The organism is Sciscionella sediminilitoris (assembly GCF_000737195.2).
Lineage (GTDB): Bacteria > Actinomycetota > Actinomycetes > Mycobacteriales > Pseudonocardiaceae > Sciscionella > Sciscionella sediminilitoris.
Genome location: NZ_JALM01000067.1, coordinates 62,225 through 81,656 on the forward strand (window position 1 = coordinate 62,225; position 19,432 = coordinate 81,656).

Here is a 19,432-nt window from a genome sequence, read left to right on the forward strand (position 1 = left end):
GGTGACCCTAGCGTGGGCTAGTCGAGCCGCCGCAGGGACTTCGCGAACTGGGCGCCGCGCTCGACGTAGTTGGCCACGATGGCCGCCACCATCTCGGCGTTGACGGACTTGTTCTCCCGGCATTTCGCGGGGACCCCGAGCGCGATCTCCCCGCCGGCCACCTTGCCGTGGTACGACATGACCGCGCCCGCGCCGACCACGCCACCGTCGGCGATCTCGGTGCCGTTGAGCACCACCGATCCGGAGGCGATCAGGCAGCCGGTGCCGATCACCGCGCCCTCCACGTGCACGTTGTGCCCGATGGCCGAACCCGGCCCGAGCACGGTCGGCATCCCGGGCGAGACGTGGATGATGCTGCCGTCCTGGATGTTGCTGCGCTCCCCCACCACGATCTCCGCGGTGTCCGCGCGCAGCACCGCCTGCGGCCAGATCGAGGCCTGCGCGCCGATCCGCACATCGCCGATCACGGTCGCGTCCGGGTGCACGTAGGCGTCCGGATGAATGTCGGGGGTGAGCTCGCCCAGCGCGTAGATGGCCATTCGGTGGTCAGCTCCTCGGCGGTGTCGTCAGTTGCTCGTCAGTTGCTTGGCATAGCAGCGGCTTTCCGGTGCCTCACGGTAATACCCGAACGACGGGATCGGGTGATACCCGGTTGAGACATAGAACGCCATCGCCTCGGGCTGCTCGGTCCCGGTCTCCAGGATCACCCTGGTGAAGCCCGCCAGCGCCGCGGTGCGTTCGAGCTCCGCGATCAGCATGCGGGCCAGGCCCTTGCCCCGATGCTCGGCGAGCACGAACATCCGCTTGATCTCGACATCCCCCGGGTCGCCGTGCACCCCGGAACGCCAGCCGCCGCACGCCACCGGTTCCCCGTCCAGCCTGGCGAGCAGGAAGGTGCCTTTCGGTGCCGCGAATTCGGCCGCGTCGATCGGGGACTCGTCGGGATCCCCGTAGCGCTCCCGATAGAACCGTTGCGCCGCCTCGGTGAGTGTTTCGACATCCGGGTGGGTGAAGGGAACGGTCTCGATCAGCACAGTACGAGCCTACTGGCACAATTCCGCGGGTGACGCGATGGAGCAGCACCGCCGATTCGGTGACATACGGTAAAAGCATTCTCGACGGATCGCACATTCGGCTTCGCGCACGCACCGAGGAGGATCTTCCGGTGCTGGCGAACTGGTACGAGAACCCGGAAATCGCGGTTCTGCAGCAGATGATCGTGCGCCCGGTCCCCGAATCCAGTTCGGCGGAACGATTCCGGAGCTGGACGGCGAACGAATCACTCGAGGCCGTCGGATTCTGCGTGGCGCGAAAATCCGACGGCGTACTGCTCGGACAGGCCGGTCTGATGGGAATCGATCTGCGCAACCGGAGCGCGGAACTGAGCATCATGCTCGGCCCGGAACACCAGGGGAAAGGGTACGGCTCCGATACCGTTCGCACACTCGTGCGCTGGAGCTTCGCCGAGCTCGATCTGCACAGGGTCGAGCTGTGGGTGTTCTCCTTCAACACCGGCGCGATCGAGGCCTACCGGCGCGCCGGGTTCACCGAGGAAGGCCGCAGGCGCGAGGCCTACGTGCACGACGGGCACCGCTACGACGCGGTGCTCATGGGCGCGCTGCGCAGCGAATGGACACCGCAGGCGTAGCACTTCGGCTGTAGTACCACAGCCGTGGTACTACAGCCGTGGCAACTCAGCGGTAGTGCTGCCAGCCCTGCGCACCCTCGTACTCCGCGCCGTCCACCGTCACCCCACTGCCCTCGGTGACCTCACCGATGATCAGCCACTGCTCGGGAACGGCGGCGGCCACCGCGAAGGTCGCCGCGAGCGCGTGGTCCTCGCCGCCGGTCAGCACCCAGGACATCGGGTCCGCGCCGAGCGCCGAACCGACCTCGATCAGCCGGTCGTCCGGAGTGAGCGCCTCGGCGCGCAGATCGATCGCCACCCCGGAGGCCGCGGCGATGTGCCCGAGGTCGGCGAGCAGCCCATCGGAGACATCGGTCATCGCGGTCGCCCCGGCCGCCGCGGCGCGCTGCCCCTCGGCATACGGCGGCTGCGGGCAGCGATGCACGTTCACCACCGCCCCCGGAGCGCGGAAACCCCTGCTGAGCACCGCGAAACCGGCCGCGGACCAGCCGAGCTTGCCCGCGACCGCGACCACGTTCCCCGGCCGCGCTCCCGAGCGAGTGACCGCCGCCCGCCCCTCGAGATCACCGAGCGCCGTTACCGAGATGACGAGCTGATTCGCGCTGGAGAGATCCCCGCCGACCAGTCCGGCACCGAGATTCGCCGCCTCCTCGGCCATGCCCGCCCCGATCCCCTCGAGCACGGCGAGCTCGGTCTCCGCGGGCGCGGACAGCGTGGCGAGCAGCGCCGTGGGCACCGCCCCCATCGCCGAGATATCGGCCAGATTGATCGCCGCGGCCTTGCGCCCGACCTGTTGCGGACTCGACCAGTCGAGGCGGAAGTCCACCGACTCGACGATGGTGTCGGTGCACGCGACGACCGAGCCGGAGGCCGCGGCCACCACCGCGGCATCGTCGCCGGGGCCGAGCAGGGTGCTCGCCGGTTGCCGCAGACCGTCCGTGATGCGCTCGATAGCGCCGAATTCACCCGTGGAGGCTAGCGTTTCATCCACCTGACCTGCACCACCTTGACTGCGAAAGTTCGGATTTCCAACTATCGGCCTCACACGGTAAGTTCTTCGGTACGGTAACTGTCCTACCTGGAGCACCGGCCTGACGACGAAGGGGCGCGCCGTGGTCAACGCATATATCTTGATCCAGACCGAGGTCGGCAAGGCCGCCGAGGTCGCGAGCGAGATCGCCGGAATGCCCGGAGTCACCACCGCCGAGGACGTCACCGGCCCCTATGACGTGATCGTGCGCGCCGAAGCGGAGAACGTGGACATCCTCGGCCAGATGGTCGTCGCGCGCGTGCAGAATGTCGCCGGGATTACCCGAACCCTGACCTGCCCGGTGGTCAACCTCTGAGCAATGCCACGCTAGCCGCGTGCGAACCGATTCCACCGGCATCCCCAAGCCCGCGATCGTGCTCGCCGCGATCCTCGGTGCGGCACTGCTCGCCGGGGTGATCGTGCTGCGCGTGTATTCCGGGAACGAACCGGCGCAGCCCCAACACAACAAGATCGACAAGCCACTCGCCGTCGCCCCGGTGCCCGCCCCCGACGCGGGGAACAAGGACTGCGCCGCGCTGCTGGGGAAACTGCCGCGCACCATTCCCAGCGACGGCAAGCAGCTGTCCAGGCTCGCCCTCGCGAAACCCGCCCCACCGGCCACCGTCGCCTGGGCCGCGACCGAGGACCCGGTCATCCTGCGCTGCGGTATCGAGAAACCCGCCGAGCTCACGCCCACCTCGCAGCTCACCGTCGTCTCCGGCGTGCAGTGGCTGCGGGTCGCCGATCAGGGGCGCGCGACCTACTACGCGGTCGACCGGCCGGTCTACATCGCACTGACCGTGCCCGATTCCGTCGGCACCGGACCACTCCAGGACACCTCGACGGCCATCCGCACGGCGCTGCCACAGAAACCGGTACGGCCATAGTCACCGTCCGTCGCCGCGATCGTGCTATGTATTCAGGTGCGTAGGGCATTAGCTCTACGCAGTGAACCCGGTAGCCTTCCGAACGGTGGGTGGGCCGGGTTTTCGCGTATCCGACGGTGCTCAAAGCTTCGTGACCGTTGTCAGCAGTCCGAGTTCCCGCAGCCAGGATCGCCACGGTTCGCCACGCTGCCAGCACCAAGCCACGGCATCGGGAATGGCCAGGAGTGGTTCTTCGACCGCACGCGAGTGCCGGTAGGTGAGAGTGGCGGCACAGCCGAGCGCCCTGGCTCGTTCATGGAGGATCTTTCGGTCGACGTGAACGACCGGATCGTCCCGCTCGAGCACCAGCATCTGCGCGTTCCGCTCGGCCACCGCTGTCATCAACTCGACCAGACAAGCGTCACGCTGACGGCGCGGCGTTCGCGACGAACCGTCATGGAGCAGAACTTCGGCGTCGAGTCTGGCCATCTCCGTGAGGATTTGCCGTCGACGTGCGTCGGCCTCTTTGTGAAAGTGAAGCCGTTTCTGGCCTTGCAGGACCAGAGCGCTGACCGTCTTGCGGGCGACACCCAGATCTCCCGGGAGAACGACAGCTGCCGCGATCAGCTAACCGCGCGTCCTCGCCTCGTCGACGAAGATGTGAGCCGTCATGAGCACCCCCTTGCCACCAGCACGCCAACAAGTACAGGCAAGTGAGCGTCGTACTCAGTCGGCAGACCCTCGATCCACCGTCACACCGGCCTCGCGCAGCTCCGCGAGAACCTTGTCCGGATCGTCCGGCGTGATCACCGGTTTGCACCGGCGGCCGAGGTCGAGCTCGATCGCGGTCGTCTTACGCGGCCGGCGTGCGTCGAAGTTGTACCAGTGCACGAAGTCGTCGCTGCCCCAGATGCGCAGCCGCGAGGGTTTGGTGACCCGCGCCTGCCGGATCCGGTCGTAGCCGATGCGCTTGGCTCCGAAGGGGAAGTAGTACCGGCGCAGGACGAGCTGGTGTCCGTCGAGCGTGATGCCGTTCTCCTGATAGGCCATACCTGAAGGGTACGAAATCTCAGCGCAGTCCGGTTCCCCGCGCGAGGGCCGTGTCGATGAGGGTGCTCAGCAGGGTCGGGTAGTCGATGCCGGTGACCTCCCACATCTTGGGGTAGGCGGAGGTGGCGGTGAATCCGGGCATGGTGTTGAGCTCGTTGACGATGGGCTCGCCGGATTCGGTGATGAAGAAGTCGACCCGGGCGAGTCCCTGACAGTCGAGCGCCCGGAAGGCGCGGATGGCCTGCTCCTGAATGGCGGCGGTGACGGCGTCGTCGAGCTTGGCCGGGATGTCGATCTCGCAGCGCTCGTCGGTCTCGAGGTACTTGGACTCGAAGTCGTACCAGTCGTCCCCGCGCATCCGGATCTCCGAGGGCAGGGAGGCGCGCACGGAGCCGTCGGGGAATTCCAGCACTCCGCACTCGACCTCGCGGGCCCCGACGACGCCCTCCTCGATGATCACCTTGGGGTCGATCTCGCGCGCGGTGGCGATGGCGGCGGGCAGTTCGGCGGCCGAACCGACCTTGGTGATCCCGGTCGAGGAACCGGCCCGCGCGGGCTTGACGAACAGCGGGTAGCCGAAGCCGTCGAGGTCGGGCTCGTCCTCGCCCCTGCGCAGCACGGTGAACCGGCCGACGCTCATCCCATCGGCGGCGAGCAGCTTCTTGCCGAACTCCTTGTCCATGGCGGCGGCGGAGGCGAGCACCCCGGCACCGGCATAGGGCACGCCCGCCATCTCGAACATGCCCTGGATGGTGCCGTCCTCGCCGTAGGCTCCGTGCAGCACGGGGAACAGCACGTCCACCGCGGAAAGCACCTCGCCCGCGCTGGGCTTGTCGATGGAGACCAGGTCACCGCCGGCGAGCGCGAGGTCGGTGCCGTCGGTGACCGAGGGCAGCTGCTTGTCCCGCAGTTCGAGCTCACGCGGGTCGGTGGTGCCGAGTACCCAGGAACCGTCCTGGGTGATGCCGACGCCGACGATGTCGAACCGGTCCCTGTCGAGGTTGGCCAGCACGCTCGATGCGGAGATGCAGGAAATGGCGTGCTCACTGTTGCGGCCCCCGAACACCACGGCGACCCGGATCTTCTTCGTCAACTCGACTCCTTAATGGCCTCGCCCACCTGGCGAGCCAGCGTACCCGCACCGCTTCAGCAGCCCGGCCACCACGGGTAATGCCTGCTCCAGCTCCGCGTGAGTGCAGGCGGTGTACCCGAGCGCGACCCCGTGCCACTGCTGGGTACCGATGTGGTGGCGGGCCAGCCCGTCGATCCAGATTCCCTGTTCCCGCGCGCCCCGCACGACGGCGTCCTCGTGCAGGGGGTTCTCCAGCGGCACGACGACGTGCGCGCCCGCATCGTCGCCGAGCACATCCGCCCCCGCCGCGCGCAGGGTGTGCACCACGAGCTCGCGGCGCTGGTGCAGTACCCGGCGGATCTTGCGCAGGTGCCGCCCGAGGTCGCCGTTGCGGGCCAGCTGCACGAGCACCTGCTGTCCGGCCGCGGCCGGGGCCACCCCGGTGCGCTCGCGGTAGTCGAGCACTTTCCCGGTGACCTGTTGCGGGGCGATCATCCACCCGGCGCCGAGTGTGGAGGTGAAGATCTTGCTCGTGGTGCCCAGATGCACGACCACATCCGGGGCGAGCGAGGCGAGCAGGGGCAGCGGGGCCACGTCGTAGCGCAGTTCGCCGTCGTAGTCGTCCTCGATCACCAGCCAGCCGCGCTCCCGGGCCCGTTCCACCAGCTGCACCCGCCTGCTCGCGGCCATCCGCCCGCCGAGCGGGTACTGATGTGATGGCGAGCAGTACACCGCCTTCGCCGCGGGATCGATCTCGTCCACCCGGACCCCGCCCTCGTCCACGGGCACCGGAACCACCCGCACCCCCGCCGAGCGCAGCACCTGAACGGCGCGCTGATACCCGGGATCCTCCATGGCGAGCACGTCACCGGGTTCGAACACCGCGCAGGCGAGTTCGTTGACCGCCGCGGTGGTGCCCGCGGTGGCCAGCACCACCTCGGCGATCCGCGCGGGTGCCACGGAGAGCCCGCGGTGGCGCAGCAGGTGTTCGGCGATCACCTCGCGGTATTCCGGAAGGCCCGCGCGCACCGGGCGCAGCAGCGGTTCCTCGTCGGCGGCCGCGCGCCAGGCCCGCCGCCATGCCGCGCGGTCCATGTCCTCGATCAGCGGGGCCCCCGGGGCCAGGTCGATGTACTCGCGCTCGCCCTTGCCCTGCCCGGAAACCCTGCCGTGCGGGATGCCGCGCGGCGGGGTGGTGGTGACATACGTGCCCGAACCGTGTTTGCCGTCGATCCATCCCTCGGCGTGCAACTGGTCATAGGCCGCCGCGGTGACGGTGCGGCTGACCCCGAGTTCCGCGGCGAGCGCCCGCGTGGACGGCAACCGGTCCCCCGCACGCAGCACCCCGTCCGCGGCCGCGGTGCGGATCGTCTCGGCCAGCTGCACCGCGAGCGGGGTCGCCGCATCGCGCTCGAGCGTGATCGGCAGATTGGTGATCGGGGTGGTGGCGCGCGGATGGGTCACGGACTGGCCTTCGGAGTTTCGGTACAGGTGGCCGTTCCAGAATGCCACTTTTCTCGGCGAGGGTGGCGGTATGACCCTCTCCCCGACTGATCGCTCCACCATCCGGCGCGCCAAGGAGCGAGCCGCCACCGACCGCTCGGCGCTCTACGAGGTGCTCGACCGCAATCTGGTCTGCCACCTCGGAGTCATCGTGGACGGGGCACCGCGCGTGCTGCCGACCGGGTACGCGCGTGAGGGCGACACCCTCTACATCCACGGTTCCTCGGGGGCGCGCAGCCTGCGCACCGGCGACCAGGTGTGCGTGACCGTCACCGAACTGAACGGCATCGTCTACGCCCGCTCGGTGTTCCACTTCTCGGTCAACTACGCATCCGCGGTCATCCACGGGGTTCCGGAAACCCTTGCCGGGCAACGAAAACTCGACGCACTGCGGGTGCTCACCGAGCATCTGGCTCCCGGTTCCTGGGAGCACGCGCGGCGCCCGAACAAGAAGGAACTCGCGCAGACCACCGTGCTCGCCCTTTCCCTCGAAGAGGCCGCGGTGAAGATCCGCACCGGGGACCCCAAGGACGAGGACGCCGATCTCGAACTGCCCACCTGGGCCGGCGTGCTGCCGATCGCGCGGTCGTTCACGAAACCGGCCCCCTCCGCCGATCTGCACGCCGATTTCCCGGTTCCGGAGCACGTGCACTCACGAATGCTGTAACTGCGCGCGGCGCGGCCACCCGGTGCGCAGGTAATGCCGGATCAGGGCGGCCACCGGGACCAGATAGAGCAGCTGGAGCACGGTGCGCGGCACCAGCTGATCCTCGAAGGCGAGCCCGGTTCCGGTGAGCGCCTTGTACACATTGGCCGGGAACATGCCGAGCAGCATCACCCCGAGGCCCGCCGTGGCCAGTGGCGCGGTCAACGGCAGCAGTACGCCCACCGCCCCGGCGAGTTCGAGAACCCCGGTGATGTCGACGAGCAGTTCCGGGGCGGGCAGGGCGGGCGGCACCATCGCGATCATCTCGGCGCGCATCCCCACGAAATGCGTGATCCCGGTAACGGTGAACATCACGGCGAGCCCGCAGCGCGCGGCGATCGGCCAGCCGCGCAGCCAGCGCACCCCGAAGCGACCCGCGAGCAGCGGAATCACGGTGCCGAGCAACAAGAAGACCAACGGTGCCATCGCGGGATCCTTCCCCATCAACAATCTTTACACTGACAAGATGCCCGCGTTAGCGGATCTTGTCAATGTTCAGATGGGGGATAAGGTGCGGGTATGCCGTATCACCATGGAGATCTGCGCCGGGCCATGCTCGACGCGGCGAGCGAGGCGATCCTCGAATCGGGCCCCTCGGCGCTGAGCCTGCGCGAGCTCGCCCGCCGGGCGGGCGTGTCCAATGCCGCGCCCACCCATCACTTCGGGGACAAGGCGGGCCTGTTCACCGCGCTGGCCACGGAGGGCTACGCACTCCTCGCCGAGACGGTCGAACAGGCGTGGGAATCCGGCGGCGGGATCATCGAGATGGGGGTTCGCTACGTGTCCTTCGCCCTGGAGCACCGCGCCCATTTCGAGGTGATGTTCCAGCCCGGGCTGCTGCACGCCGAGGACGAGAAGCTGATCGCCGCGCGAGTTCGGGCGCTCCAGGCACTACAGCGCGGGGTCGCGGCCGATCCACGCTGCGGCCCGGATTCCGGGCTGGCCGGGACCGCGGCCTGGTCACTCGTGCACGGGTTCGCGACCCTGGTGCTCAGCGGGGTGGTCCGGGTCGACGACGCCGGGGCCACCACGCGGGCGATCGCCGGTCTGCTGTTCCCGGAACGTGCCTAGGATTCGAGCGTGGCGAGCCCGCCGACCGGATCGAAGCGGTATTCGCGCATCGGGACCCGGCTCGGCCGGTACACGTGAATGGTGACCGCGGGGTCCACGCCCGCGTTGTGCACCTGGTGCACGTAGTCGATGCCGAACACCCGGGACTGGCCCGCGCCGACCTCGTGCAGTACCTCGGTCCCGCCGCGGATCACCCGCTCGCTCACGGTCCCGGTGACCACGGTGAACGCGCCCTCGGCGCCACCGTGATCGTGCAGGCCGGTCGTCTGGCCGGGCAGCCAGGAGAGCAGCCACACCTCGAACAGCTCGTCGGCGGTGATCAGCGCGGCGTACCGCTCATCGGGGTCGTAGCGCAGCAGGTGCGCCCACCGGTCCCGGTCACGGGCGTACTCGGCGGCGATCCGCGCCGGATGGGCGGCGGAGACGGCAGGGCGCAGGGCAATGGTGTTCTCGGGAACGGCGAACATCGCTGGGAATACCTCGGAAAATGCTGGATGTGAACGGAAAGGACGGGAAGTTCACCCAGCAAGACACAGCGCGCTGGCACACCGGCGCAGGTCGAGCAGACCCCGCCTCGTGCTGCTGGCGCGCGTGTTCATGGCACCCACCATGGCGGCCCGGCCACCCAGGGTCAACTCTGTCCCACTCCGTGAACAACGTCCGCGACCAGGTCCGCGGTGTTCTCGATGCCGCAGGAGAACCGCACGAAGCCCTCGGGAACGGGGTCTCCGAACCGGGCGCGGCGGTCGGCGCTGCTGTGCACCCCGCCGAAACTGGTGGCATCGGCGACCAGGGTGGTGCGCTCCAGGAACCGGGTGAACGCGGCCTCGGATTCCAGTTCGAAACACAGCACCCCGTTGTAGCGGCGCATCTGCCGCTCGGCCACCGCATGCGCGGGATCCCAGTCCGCTCCCGGCCAGCGCAGACCGGGAACCCCGAGTTCGCGCAGTGCCCCGGCGAGCGCGGCGGCGTTCTCCGCCTGCCGCTGCAGCCGCAGATCGAGAGTCTGCAGCCCGCGGTGCACCATCCACACCTCGAAGGATCCCGGCGTCGCGCCCGCTCCCCTGCGCGCGGTGCGCAGCTGCTGCGCCAGTTCCCCGGAGACACAGGACACATGGCCGAGCACCACATCGGAATGCCCGGCGACGGCCTTGGTGTCACTGGAAAGGCACACATCCGCGCCGAGTTCGAGCGGGCGCTGGCCGAGCGGGGTCGCCGTGGTGTTGTCCACCGCGAGCAGCCCGCCGCGCGCGTGCACCGCCTCGGCGATCCGCGCGATGTCGGCCACATCCAGTCCCGGATTGGCCGGGGTCTCCAGCAGCACCAGCGCGGCACCGTCCACCGAGTCCGCGCCGATCTCCGCGGTCGGCACCTCGCGCACCAGTACCCCGAAGCGGCCGAGCTCCGTGCGCACGTAGTCCCGGGCGAGGTAGTAGCCATCGCTGGGCAGCACCACGAGATCGCCCGCCGAGACCACGGTGCGCACCAGGGTGGCGATCGCGGCCATCCCGGAGGCGAAGCTCACGCAGTGCCCGCCGTCCAGCTCGCCGAGCGCGGATTCCAGGGCCCGCCAGCTCGGATTCGAAGCCCCGCCGTAGTAGTCCGCCCCGCCAAGATGAAAGGCCGAACCGAAAACCGGGCTGGGCACGAAGGTCGCGCCGGGTGCCACTTCGAGTCCCGCGTGGGCACAGCGGGTGCCGTCACCGTGTTCCATGGTTCCTCAATCCCGTTCCGGTTTCGCTTCGCGGCCGAGTAGTTCGGCCACCATCGCGCGGGGCACCGCGCCCTCATGGCAGACCCGGTGCACCACATCGGCGATCGGCATGTCGACGTGCGAGCGCCTGCCGAGCTCGCGCGCCGAGGAACACGACTTCACCCCCTCCGCGACCTGTCCGTGCGCCGCCTTCTGCGCCATGGCCACGGTTTCCCCCGCGGCGAGCCGGGTGCCGAAGGTCCGGTTACGGGACAGCGGGGAGGAACAGGTCGCCACCAGATCACCGAGCCCGGCGAGACCGGACAGCGTCATCGGGTCCGCGCCGAGCGCCACGGCGAGCCGGGTGATCTCGGCGAGCCCGCGAGTGACCAGGGTGGCCGTGGTGTTCGCGCCGAAACCGAGTCCGGTGGCGATCCCACAGGCGAGCGCGATCACGTTCTTGCACGCGCCGCCGATCTCGCAGCCGATGACATCCTGGTTGGTGTACGGGCGGAAATACGCGGTCTTGCTGAGTTCCTGCAGCCGCACCGCGCGCTCGTGTTCCCGGGCGCCATAGACGACCGCGGTCGGTTGTTCCGCGGCGACCTCGCGGGCCAGATTGGGGCCGGAGACCGCGATGATCCGTTCGGGTTCGATCGCGCCCGCGTCCGCGATCACCTCGCTGCACCGCTGCAGGGTGCCGAGCTCGATTCCCTTGGCCAGACTCACGATGCTGACATCCGGGGGCAGCAATCCGCGCCACGCGGCGAGGTTCTCCCGCAGTGACTGGCTCGGCACCGCGAGCACCACGAGCTCCGCACCATCCAGCGCGGCACCCGGTTCGGTCACCGCGCGCATCCGGGGCAGCGCGACATCGGGCAGATAACCGGGATTGCTGCCCGCGCTGAGCGCTTCGGCGACCTCGGTGCGCCTGGCGAGCACGGTGACCTCGTTGCCCGCATCGGCGAGCACCTTGGCGTAGGCGGTCCCCCAGGAGCCGGCCCCGAGCACGGTGATCCGGCTAGGCATCCGGGTTGGCCTTGTTCTTCGCTTTGTTCTTCTCCTTGCGCGGGTTGTAGAACTCCTCCGGAGGGGTTTCCCCGCGCAGTTCACCGACCAGGTCCCGCACCGCGCGCATGGCGGTATCGGTCACCGCGAGCAGATTGCGCCCGCTCACCCCGGCCGCGCGCTCGGCGGAGAGATCGAGCGGATCACCGAACTTGACGCTGACCTTGGACCTGGGCAACGGGCTGAACCGCTTCTCGTACAGGTTCATGATCGACAGGGTTCCCCAGCGCGCCGCCGGAATCACCGGAACATCGGTGTCCAGTGCGAGCCGCGCGACCCCGCTGCGCGAGATCATCGGCCAGCCGAGCGGGTCCTTGGTGCAGGTGCCCTCCGGGTAGATGATCACCAGTGCGCCGTCGGCGAGCATGGACCGCGCCTCGGCGAGGCTGTCCACCGCCTTGTCGGTGCCGCGGTAGACCGGAATCTGACCGGTGCCGTACAGCACCTGTTTCGCGAGTGGTTTCTCGAACAGCGAATGCTTCGCGAGGAAATGCGGCCGCCTGCCGAGTTTATCGACGATCACCGAATCGTAGAGCGGGTCGATGTGCGTGATGTGGTTCAGCACCAGGATCGCCCCACCGGTACGCGGCAGCTTCGCGCCGTCGATCACCTCGGTCTTCGCCAAACCCGTCGTGACCGGGTAGAACACCGACCTGGCCAGGTTGAGCCACAGGGGGTTGACCATGCCACTCCTTCACGCTCGGGAACCACTCTCGGGAACCACTGCAGAGTAACGCGCTCTATCATCGACCACGTGGGAGTCTCCTATCCGAGCGGTGTCGACCTCGTCCTGGCGATCAAGAACCTGGACCGCGCCAAGACCCGGTTGCGCGGGGTGAGCTGCGACCACGAGGCGCTCGCGCTCGCCATCGGCACCGACACCATGGAGACCGCGGCCACGACCGAGAGCGTGCGCAGCGTGCTCGTGGTCTCCTCGGACGATGCCGTGCGCGCGGGCGCGAACGAACTCGGCATCGACGTGGTTCCCGATCCCGGCGCCGGGCTCAATGCCGCGCTGCGCCATGGTTTCGCCGTGCTGCGCGCCCGGGACGCGAATTCGGTCATCGGTGCGCTGCAGTCGGATCTGCCCGCGCTGCGCGGTACCGAGCTCGGCGCGGCGCTCACCGAGGCCGCCGGAGGGCGGGCCTACTGCGCGGACCGGCACGGAACCGGGACCTCGCTGCTGCTCAGCACGCCGGGTGGGGCTCTCGATCCACGGTTCGGCGAGGGTTCCGCCGCCGCGCACGAGGCGACCGGTGCCCGCCCGCTGCGCGCCGCGCTGCCCGGGCTGCGTACCGATGTGGACACCGCGGCGGATCTGGAACTGGCCCGCGGGCTCGGGGTCGGTAAACGGACCGCGGCCGCACTCTTCACCGAATCGTCGTGCGGTGGCCAACTCGACATATCCTGATCATGGGCGACAATGCACGGTGTGAGCACTGAGCAGCGTGAAGAAACCCAGCCACCGGTCGAGGAGGTGCCGAGGCAGCTACCCGCCGCCCCGCCCGCGTCCACCGACAATGTGGAACCGGTCGACATCGACCTGCCCGAGGACCGGTATATCAACCGGGAGCTTTCCTGGCTCGACTTCAATACGCGCATTCTCGCCCTCGCCGAGGACGAGTCGCTTCCGCTGCTCGAGCGGGTCAAATTCCTGGCGATCTTCGCCTCGAATCTGGACGAGTTCTACATGGTGCGGGTCGCCGGGCTGAAACGCCGCGACGAGACCGGACTCTCGGTGCGCAGCGCGGACGGGCTCACACCGCGCGAACAACTCGGCTATATCGGCAAACGCACCCAGGAACTGACCGAGCAGACCTCCACGGCCTTCCTGGACCACATCCTGCCCGCGCTCGAGCCGCACGGCATCCGCCTGGTGCGCTGGCACGAACTGGACGCGGACGCCCAGACGCGGCAGTCCCGGTACTTCCGCGATCACATCTTCCCCGTGCTCACCCCGCTCGCGGTCGACCCGGCGCACCCCTTCCCGTACATTTCCGGGCTCTCCCTGAACCTCGCGGTCACCGTGCGCGACCCGAAAGAGGGCACCGAACGGTTCGCGCGGGTGAAGATCCCGAACAACGTGCCGCGGCTGCTGGATGTGAGCGAGGACCCCGGCGCCCGGCCCACCGTTTTCCTCCCGCTCGAGGAACTCGTCGCCGCGCATCTCGGCGAGCTGTTCACCGGGATGGAGGTCACCGAGGCCCGCGCCTTCCGGGTCACCCGCAACGCGGACTTCGAGGTGGAAGAGGACCGCGACGAGGACCTGTTGCAGGCCATGGAACGCGAGCTCGCGCAGCGCCGGTTCGGTCCACCGGTCCGGCTCGAGGTCGCCGAGGACATGAGCGAGCACATGCTCGAACTCCTGCAGCGCGAGATGGAGGTCGATCCGCGCGATGTGGTCGAGGTGCGCGGACTGCTCGACCTCTCCTTCCTGTGGCAGATCTACGGCGTGGACCGCAGGGATCTGAAAAGCCGCCCGTTCGTGCCCGCGACCCATCCGGCCTTCGGTGAGCGGGAAACCCCGAAGAGCGTGTTCCACACCCTGCGCGAGGGCGATGTGCTCGTGCACCATCCCTTCGATTCCTTCTCCACGAGCGTGCAGCGGTTCATCGAACAGGCCGCGCACGATCCGAAGGTGCTCGCGATCAAGCAGACGCTGTACCGCACCTCCGGTGACTCGCCCATCGTGGACGCGCTCACCACCGCTGCCGAGGAAGGCAAACAGGTCGTCGCGCTCGTGGAGATCAAGGCCCGGTTCGACGAGCAGGCCAACATCGGCTGGGCCCGCACCCTGGAGCGCAGCGGGGTGCACGTGGTGTACGGGCTCGTCGGCCTGAAGACGCACTGCAAGATCGCCCTCGTGGTGCGCCAGGAGGGTTCCACGATCCGCCGCTACTGCCATATCGGCACCGGGAACTACAACCCGAAGACCGCGCGCACCTACGAGGATCTGGGACTGCTCACCGCCGAACCGGATATCGGCGCGGATCTCACGGATCTGTTCAACGTGCTGACCGGTTACTCGAACCAGGCGAGCTACCGGCGCATCCTCACCTCCCCGCAGGGCATCCGGCGCGGCATCATCGAACGCATCGACGCGGAGGCGGCCCGCGCGCGCGCCGGGAAAACCGCGGGGATCCGGATCAAGGTGAACTCGCTCGTCGACGAGCAGGTGATCGACGCGCTCTATCGCGCGGCACAGGCGGGCGTCGACGTGGACGTGGTGGTGCGCGGTATCTGCTGCCTCAAACCGGGCAAGCCGGGGCTCTCCGAGCGCATCCACGTGCGCTCGATCCTGGGCAGTTTCCTCGAGCACTCCCGGGTGTTCCACTTCCTCGGCGCGGACGAGTACTGGATCGGCAGCGCGGACATGATGCACCGCAACCTGGACCGCCGCGTCGAAGTGCTCGTCGCGGTCACCGATCACCGGCTCACCGCGCAGCTCGGGGATGTCTTCGATTCCTGCCTGGATCCGCGAACCCGCTGCTGGGTGCTGGACGCGAGCGGGGAATGGTCCGCCTCCCCCGCCGACGGTTCGAATGTGCGCGATCACCAGGTCGCGATGATGCGCAGGCACGGCGAGGAGAACACGTGAGTGAGATACAGGCCGCCGGGGTCGCGCTCTGGCGGGAGAACGGCCAGGGACGGCAGTTCGCGATCGTGCACCGGCCGCACCGGTCCGATTGGTCGCTGCCGAAGGGAAAGCTCGACCGGGGTGAGACGCACGCGTTCGCCGCGGTGCGCGAGACCCGGGAGGAGACCGGTTATTCCTGCGCGCTCGGCGCCGGTCTCGGGGAGATCCGCTATCCGCTGCCGGACAACGGCAGCACGAAGAGTGTGCACTACTACGCCGCCCGGATGACCGGGGGCGAGTTCGCCGCCAACGACGAGGTCGACGAACTGCGCTGGTGCGATCTGGCGCAGGCGCGCGAGTTGCTGAGCTACCCGCACGATGCCGGGGTGCTCGAACGCGCGGCCGCACTCGGCACCCGCAGCGCGACCGTGCTCCTGGTGCGGCACGCGAAAGCGGGCAGCAGGGCGGACTGGGACGGCCCGGACACCGAACGCCCGCTCGCGGATGCCGGGCTCCGCCAGGCGGAGGCCCTGCGCGGCCTGCTCGCCCTGTGGGGCCCGGAACGGGTGTACTCCGCGCCACGGGTGCGCTGTGTGGACACGATCGCCCCGCTCGCGCGGGATCTGGGCGCGGAGATCGGCGAGGAACCGTTGCTTTCCGAGGAAGGGTACTGGCCGGATCGCGCCGCCGGAACGCGGCGGCTGCTGGAGATCGCCGGAACCGCGGCGGTGACCGCGATCTGCAGTCAGGGCGGGGTCATCCCGGATGTGGTCGAGCGCCTGATGGACGCGGCCGGTATTCCGGTCACCGGGCAGGTGCGCAGCAAAAAGGGCAGTGTCTGGGTGCTGACCCTTCGGCAGTCGGAGAACGGATTATCGCTCGAAGCGGCCGACTATTACCCGAGTGCATTACCCAAACCGGCATAAGATAACGAGAGCGTTGTTCGAAAGTTCGTGGCCACGTGGTCAGGTGTGCCGCCCCCGCGACGGCCCTCGCCGCGCAACCAGCGGGGGTTCTGAGTGGTTCCCTGACGAGGACCGCCGTAGCGTGTCGTATGGGCATACTCGAGTCTCGGTGCCCGGAGCCGGGGAGCCACTCAGGTTCCCCTACCCAACCACCCACAAAACCGCACTCTGAATAGTCAAAGTGCCCCTCGGCGATGCCGAGGGGCACTTTGGTCAGCTGCGAAGAAGGTTACTTCTTGGCCCTGCTGCGGGTCGTGGTGGCCTTCTTCGGGGCCGCCTTGGCCGTGGTGGTCTTCTTGGCCGTGGCCTTCGGAGCCGCCTTGGCCGTGGTGGTCTTCTTGGCCGCGGTCTTCGGGGCCGCCTTGGCCGTGGTGGCCTTCTTCGCGGCGGTCTTCGGCGCGGCCTTGGCTGCGGTCTTCGGTGCGGCCTTGGTCGCGGTCTTGGCCGTCGACTTGGTGGCGGTCTTGGTGGTCGCAGCGCGCCGGGTACCGGTGGCCGGCTTGGCGGCGGTGCTGCGGGTGGTGGTCGGGCGAGTGGTGGCGCGAGCGGTCGTCGTGCGCGAACCGCTCTTGGCGGCGGTGGCGCGCGGGAGCTTCTTGGCCCCGCTGATGACTTCCTTGAAGTTCGTGCCCGCGCGGAAGGCGGGAACGTTGGTCTTCTTCACCTTCACCGGCTCGCCGGTGCGCGGGTTGCGGGCGGTCCGAGCGGCGCGGGCACGCTTCTCGAACACACCGAACCCGGTGATGTTCACCTTGTCACCCTTGTTGACGGTACGAACGATGACATCGACCATGCCATCGACCGCTGCCGTCGCGGTTTTCTTGTCGCCGAGGCGATCTGTGAGCTCTTCGATGAGCTGGGCCTTATTCACCGTGGTCCCTCCAGAGACTACGAAAACGGCCCGGTCGGGCCGACTTGATTGCACACGGTAAAGGCTCAGAGGAGATTTTTCCAAGCGCCACGCCCTATTTTTTTGCGCAGAACACACACATCCACCCGGTCGCGGGATAAATGTGCAGGTGAGCGCCTTGCGGGCGGTGAAGTAAATGTGACCCGACACGACACGGGATCCCCGCCGTAGCAAGGGATCCCGTAACCGCCGTCAGGCCGGAAGGGGTGTCGTGACTGGCTTCCAGGGTTCGCGCGCGGCTTCGAAAGCGTCGATCTGGTCCGCCGAGCGCATCGTCAGACCGATGTCGTCGAGGCCTTCGAGCAGCCGCCAGCGGGTGTACTCGTCGATCTCGAACCGCGCCTGGAAGTCCTTGGCGCGAACGGTCTTCTGCTCGAGATCCACGGTCACCTCGGTGCCCGGTTCGGTCTCCAGCAACTTCCACAACTGCTCCACATCGGACTGTTCGCACAGCGCCGCGAGCAGGCCCTGCTTGCCCGCGTTGCCCCGGAAGATGTCCCCGAAGCGGGCCGAGATCACCACGCGGAAGCCGTAGTCCAGCAGCGCCCAGACCGCGTGCTCCCGCGAGGATCCGGTGCCGAAGTCCGGTCCCGCGACGAGCACGCTGCCCTTGTCGAAGGGCGCCTGGTTCAGCACGAAGTGCTCATCGGAGCGCCACGCGGAGAACAGCCCGTCCTCGAAGCCGCTTCGGGTTACCCGCTTGAGGTAGACGGCCGGGATGATCTGATCGGTATCCACGTTGGAGCTGCGCAGCGGGACCCCGATCCCGGTGTAGTTCGTGAACGGTTCCATTGTCGTTACACCTCCACGTATTCGGCCGCGTCCGCGGTCAGGTCCGATGGCGCGGACAGCTTGCCGCGCACCGCGGTCGCCGCGGCGACCGTCGGCGAGACCAGGTGGGTCCGCCCACCCTTTCCTTGCCTGCCCTCGAAGTTCCGGTTCGAGGTGGATGCCGAGCGCTCACCGGGGGCGAGCTGATCCGGGTTCATGCCAAGACACATCGAGCAACCCGCCTGGCGCCACTCCGCGCCCGCGGCGAGGAACACCTCGTGCAGCCCCTCGGCCTCGGCCTGCGCGCGCACCCGCATCGAGCCGGGAACCACGAGCATACGCAGGCTCGGCGCGATCTTGTGCCCGCGCAGCACCTCGGCCGCGGCCCGCAGATCCTCGATCCGGCCGTTGGTGCACGAACCGAGGAACACCGTGTCCACCCCGATCTCGCGCAGCGGGGTGCCCGGAGTCAGGCCCATGTAGGCGATCGCCTTCTCGGCGGCGGCGCGCGCGGTCTCGTCGGCGATCTGCTCGGGATCCGGAACCCGTTCCCCGAGCGGAAGTCCCTGCCCCGGGTTGGTGCCCCAGGTCACGTACGGGGTGAGGGCATCGGCGTCGATGTCCACCTCGGTGTCGAAGCTCGCGTCCGCATCGGTGCGCAGCTGCTTCCAGGCTTCCACCGCGGCATCCCATTCGGCGCCCTTCGGGGCGTGCGGCTTGTCCCGCACGTACTCGAAGGTCGTCTCGTCCGGTGCGATCATCCCGGCCCGCGCGCCCGCTTCGATGGACATGTTGCAGATCGTCATCCGCGCTTCCATGGACAGCGCGCGGATGGCCTCGCCGCGGTACTCGAGGATGTAGCCCTGCCCGCCTCCGGTGCCGATCTTCGCGATCACCGCGAGGATGATGTCCTTGGCGGTGACGCCCTCGCGCAGGGTGCCGTTCACGTTGATGGCCATGGTCTTGAAAGGGCGCAGCGGAAGCGTCTGGGTGGCGAGCACGTGCTCCACCTCGGATGTGCCGATACCGAACGCGATCGAGCCGAAGGCCCCGTGCGTCGAGGTGTGCGAATCACCGCACACCACGGTCATTCCGGGCTGGGTGAGCCCGAGCTGCGGGCCGATCACGTGCACGATGCCCTGTTCCGCGTCTCCCATCGGGTGCAGCCGGACACCGAATTCCGCGCAGTTGCGCCGGAGCGTGTCCACCTGGGTGCGGGAGACCTCGTCGGCGATCGGCAGATCGATGCCCTCGGTCGGCACGTTGTGGTCCTCGGTGGCGATCGTCAGGTCCGGACGGCGAACCCCACGCCCCTGCAGCCGCAGCCCGTCGAAGGCCTGCGGGCTGGTGACCTCGTGCACGAGATGGAGGTCGATGTAGAGCAGATCCGGTTCCGCACCGTCTCCCTTCCGGACGACGTGTGCGTCCCACACTTTCTCGGCAAGCGTCTTGCCCATCGCTCCTCCTTGGGTCTTCTGGTGGTCGGAGCGGGTTTTCTCAAG

At 68.5% G+C, this 19,432-nt stretch carries 23 protein-coding genes; 9 read left to right on the forward strand and 14 right to left on the reverse strand.

Features of this window, described 5'->3' with window-relative positions; translation table 11 throughout:
- Positions 1-17: 17 nt before the first annotated feature.
- Both AD72_RS23985 and AD72_RS23990 read right to left on the reverse strand, forming a co-directional pair.
- The gene (locus tag AD72_RS23985; protein WP_031468822.1) at positions 18-539 is read right to left on the reverse strand and encodes a gamma carbonic anhydrase family protein; all 522 of its coding nucleotides are present in this window, start codon (positions 537-539) and stop codon (positions 18-20) included.
- Between the two features lie 27 nt (positions 540-566).
- Positions 567-1,034 carry a GNAT family N-acetyltransferase gene (locus tag AD72_RS23990; protein ID WP_031468823.1) on the reverse strand — a complete coding sequence of 156 codons (468 nt, stop codon included), beginning with the start codon at positions 1,032-1,034 and terminating at the stop codon, positions 567-569.
- 59 nt (positions 1,035-1,093) lie between these two features.
- Here AD72_RS23990 and AD72_RS23995 point away from each other — a divergent pair, with 59 nt between their 5' ends.
- Positions 1,094-1,648: a GNAT family N-acetyltransferase gene (locus AD72_RS23995; RefSeq protein ID WP_063890792.1), complete on the forward strand. Its 555-nt coding sequence runs from the start codon at positions 1,094-1,096 to the stop codon at positions 1,646-1,648.
- Between the two features lie 46 nt (positions 1,649-1,694).
- Here the strand turns inward: AD72_RS23995 and AD72_RS24000 are convergent, their stop codons facing one another.
- On the reverse strand, positions 1,695-2,639 hold the full coding sequence (locus AD72_RS24000; RefSeq protein ID WP_031468825.1) for a thiamine-phosphate kinase: 945 nt from the start codon (positions 2,637-2,639) through the stop codon (positions 1,695-1,697).
- Between the two features lie 121 nt (positions 2,640-2,760).
- Between AD72_RS24000 and AD72_RS24005 the strand changes: the two genes are divergently transcribed.
- The 3 genes from AD72_RS24005 (at position 2,761) to AD72_RS36785 (ending at position 4,261) form a co-directional block, all read left to right on the forward strand.
- Positions 2,761-2,994, forward strand: coding sequence for an Lrp/AsnC ligand binding domain-containing protein (locus AD72_RS24005; RefSeq protein WP_031468826.1), 234 nt, complete (start codon positions 2,761-2,763; stop codon positions 2,992-2,994).
- A 19-nt stretch (positions 2,995-3,013) separates the two neighbouring features.
- Positions 3,014-3,565 (forward strand): DUF3515 domain-containing protein, encoded by a 552-nt coding sequence (locus tag AD72_RS24010; RefSeq protein WP_031468827.1) that lies wholly within the window; start codon positions 3,014-3,016, stop codon positions 3,563-3,565.
- 294 nt (positions 3,566-3,859) lie between these two features.
- Positions 3,860-4,261: a hypothetical protein gene (locus tag AD72_RS36785; protein WP_156365354.1), complete on the forward strand. Its 402-nt coding sequence runs from the start codon at positions 3,860-3,862 to the stop codon at positions 4,259-4,261.
- A gap of 9 nt (positions 4,262-4,270) precedes the next feature.
- Here AD72_RS36785 and AD72_RS24020 read toward each other — a convergent pair whose 3' ends face one another.
- Genes AD72_RS24020 through pdxR form a run of 3 tightly spaced genes read right to left on the reverse strand, consistent with a single transcriptional unit; the run spans position 4,271 to position 7,130 of the window.
- Positions 4,271-4,594, reverse strand: a complete 324-nt coding sequence (locus tag AD72_RS24020; protein WP_051898945.1) for a PH domain-containing protein — start codon at positions 4,592-4,594, stop codon at positions 4,271-4,273.
- A 19-nt stretch (positions 4,595-4,613) separates the two neighbouring features.
- Positions 4,614-5,687: a D-alanine--D-alanine ligase family protein gene (locus AD72_RS24025; RefSeq protein WP_031468829.1), complete on the reverse strand. Its 1,074-nt coding sequence runs from the start codon at positions 5,685-5,687 to the stop codon at positions 4,614-4,616.
- Positions 5,688-5,696: 9 nt separating this feature from the next.
- Positions 5,697-7,130, reverse strand: a complete 1,434-nt coding sequence (gene pdxR, locus AD72_RS24030; RefSeq protein ID WP_031468830.1) for a MocR-like pyridoxine biosynthesis transcription factor PdxR — start codon at positions 7,128-7,130, stop codon at positions 5,697-5,699.
- Between the two features lie 70 nt (positions 7,131-7,200).
- On the opposite strand from pdxR, the gene AD72_RS24035 reads away from it, so the two are divergent.
- Positions 7,201-7,836: a pyridoxamine 5'-phosphate oxidase family protein gene (locus AD72_RS24035; RefSeq protein ID WP_031468831.1), complete on the forward strand. Its 636-nt coding sequence runs from the start codon at positions 7,201-7,203 to the stop codon at positions 7,834-7,836.
- Here AD72_RS24035 and AD72_RS24040 read toward each other — a convergent pair.
- Entirely contained in the window at positions 7,822-8,301 is a 480-nt protein-coding gene (locus tag AD72_RS24040) for a DoxX family protein (protein WP_031468832.1), read from the reverse strand. The genes AD72_RS24035 and AD72_RS24040 overlap by 15 nt on opposite strands.
- Before the next feature lie 93 nt (positions 8,302-8,394).
- Here AD72_RS24040 and AD72_RS24045 point away from each other — a divergent pair, with 93 nt between their 5' ends.
- Positions 8,395-8,946, forward strand: coding sequence for a TetR/AcrR family transcriptional regulator (locus tag AD72_RS24045; protein WP_031468833.1), 552 nt, complete (start codon positions 8,395-8,397; stop codon positions 8,944-8,946).
- On the opposite strand, the gene AD72_RS24050 is transcribed toward AD72_RS24045, so the two are convergent.
- The 4 genes from AD72_RS24050 to AD72_RS24065 form a co-directional block, all read right to left on the reverse strand.
- A complete protein-coding gene (locus AD72_RS24050) occupies positions 8,943-9,413 on the reverse strand; it encodes a cysteine dioxygenase (protein ID WP_031468834.1) in 471 nt (156 codons plus the stop codon). The two genes, AD72_RS24045 and AD72_RS24050, sit on opposite strands and share 4 nt — an antisense overlap.
- Positions 9,414-9,577: 164 nt before the next feature.
- A complete protein-coding gene (locus AD72_RS24055; RefSeq protein ID WP_031468835.1) occupies positions 9,578-10,660 on the reverse strand; it encodes a cystathionine gamma-lyase in 1,083 nt (360 codons plus the stop codon).
- Between the two features lie 6 nt (positions 10,661-10,666).
- Positions 10,667-11,668 carry an NAD(P)H-dependent glycerol-3-phosphate dehydrogenase gene (locus AD72_RS24060; protein ID WP_031468836.1) on the reverse strand — a complete coding sequence of 334 codons (1,002 nt, stop codon included), beginning with the start codon at positions 11,666-11,668 and terminating at the stop codon, positions 10,667-10,669.
- Complete coding sequence (locus tag AD72_RS24065) at positions 11,661-12,392, reverse strand: lysophospholipid acyltransferase family protein (RefSeq protein ID WP_031468837.1); 732 nt, start codon at positions 12,390-12,392, stop codon at positions 11,661-11,663. The genes AD72_RS24060 and AD72_RS24065 overlap by 8 nt, the downstream gene beginning before the upstream one ends.
- A gap of 69 nt (positions 12,393-12,461) precedes the next feature.
- Here AD72_RS24065 and cofC point away from each other — a divergent pair, with 69 nt between their 5' ends.
- Genes cofC through AD72_RS24080 form a run of 3 tightly spaced genes read left to right on the forward strand, consistent with a single transcriptional unit; the run spans position 12,462 to position 16,210 of the window.
- Entirely contained in the window at positions 12,462-13,118 is a 657-nt protein-coding gene (gene cofC / locus AD72_RS24070; protein WP_031468838.1) for a 2-phospho-L-lactate guanylyltransferase, read from the forward strand.
- Positions 13,119-13,130: 12 nt separating this feature from the next.
- The gene (locus tag AD72_RS24075) at positions 13,131-15,305 is read left to right on the forward strand and encodes an RNA degradosome polyphosphate kinase (protein WP_037347166.1); all 2,175 of its coding nucleotides are present in this window, start codon (positions 13,131-13,133) and stop codon (positions 15,303-15,305) included.
- On the forward strand, positions 15,302-16,210 hold the full coding sequence (locus tag AD72_RS24080) for an NUDIX hydrolase (RefSeq protein WP_031468840.1): 909 nt from the start codon (positions 15,302-15,304) through the stop codon (positions 16,208-16,210). The genes AD72_RS24075 and AD72_RS24080 overlap by 4 nt, the downstream gene beginning before the upstream one ends.
- A gap of 268 nt (positions 16,211-16,478) precedes the next feature.
- Here the strand turns inward: AD72_RS24080 and AD72_RS24085 are convergent, their stop codons facing one another.
- The 3 genes from AD72_RS24085 to leuC all read right to left on the reverse strand — a co-directional run bounded on the left by AD72_RS24085 (position 16,479) and on the right by leuC (position 19,387).
- Complete coding sequence (locus AD72_RS24085; protein WP_031468841.1) at positions 16,479-17,120, reverse strand: HU family DNA-binding protein; 642 nt, start codon at positions 17,118-17,120, stop codon at positions 16,479-16,481.
- Between the two features lie 231 nt (positions 17,121-17,351).
- On the reverse strand, positions 17,352-17,951 hold the full coding sequence (gene leuD, locus AD72_RS24090; protein ID WP_031468842.1) for a 3-isopropylmalate dehydratase small subunit: 600 nt from the start codon (positions 17,949-17,951) through the stop codon (positions 17,352-17,354).
- A 5-nt stretch (positions 17,952-17,956) separates the two neighbouring features.
- Positions 17,957-19,387 carry a 3-isopropylmalate dehydratase large subunit gene (gene leuC, locus AD72_RS24095; protein ID WP_031468843.1) on the reverse strand — a complete coding sequence of 477 codons (1,431 nt, stop codon included), beginning with the start codon at positions 19,385-19,387 and terminating at the stop codon, positions 17,957-17,959.
- Positions 19,388-19,432 lie beyond the last annotated feature (45 nt).

Coding starts and splice junctions, on each gene's coding strand:
- AD72_RS24020 (WP_051898945.1), bottom strand. CDS start 4,594: ATGGCCTATCAGGAGAACGGCATCACGCTCGACGGACACCAGCTCGTC.
- leuC (WP_031468843.1), bottom strand. CDS start 19,387: ATGGGCAAGACGCTTGCCGAGAAAGTGTGGGACGCACACGTCGTCCGG.
- AD72_RS24035 (WP_031468831.1), top strand. CDS start 7,201: ATGACCCTCTCCCCGACTGATCGCTCCACCATCCGGCGCGCCAAGGAG.
- AD72_RS24045 (WP_031468833.1), top strand. CDS start 8,395: ATGCCGTATCACCATGGAGATCTGCGCCGGGCCATGCTCGACGCGGCG.
- AD72_RS23985 (WP_031468822.1), bottom strand. CDS start 539: ATGGCCATCTACGCGCTGGGCGAGCTCACCCCCGACATTCATCCGGAC.
- leuD (WP_031468842.1), bottom strand. CDS start 17,951: ATGGAACCGTTCACGAACTACACCGGGATCGGGGTCCCGCTGCGCAGC.
- AD72_RS36785 (WP_156365354.1), top strand. CDS start 3,860: ATGGAGGATCTTTCGGTCGACGTGAACGACCGGATCGTCCCGCTCGAG.
- AD72_RS24050 (WP_031468834.1), bottom strand. CDS start 9,413: ATGTTCGCCGTTCCCGAGAACACCATTGCCCTGCGCCCTGCCGTCTCC.
- AD72_RS24055 (WP_031468835.1), bottom strand. CDS start 10,660: ATGGAACACGGTGACGGCACCCGCTGTGCCCACGCGGGACTCGAAGTG.
- AD72_RS24065 (WP_031468837.1), bottom strand. CDS start 12,392: ATGGTCAACCCCCTGTGGCTCAACCTGGCCAGGTCGGTGTTCTACCCG.
- AD72_RS24040 (WP_031468832.1), bottom strand. CDS start 8,301: ATGGCACCGTTGGTCTTCTTGTTGCTCGGCACCGTGATTCCGCTGCTC.
- AD72_RS24060 (WP_031468836.1), bottom strand. CDS start 11,668: ATGCCTAGCCGGATCACCGTGCTCGGGGCCGGCTCCTGGGGGACCGCC.
- AD72_RS24075 (WP_037347166.1), top strand. CDS start 13,131: ATGCACGGTGTGAGCACTGAGCAGCGTGAAGAAACCCAGCCACCGGTC.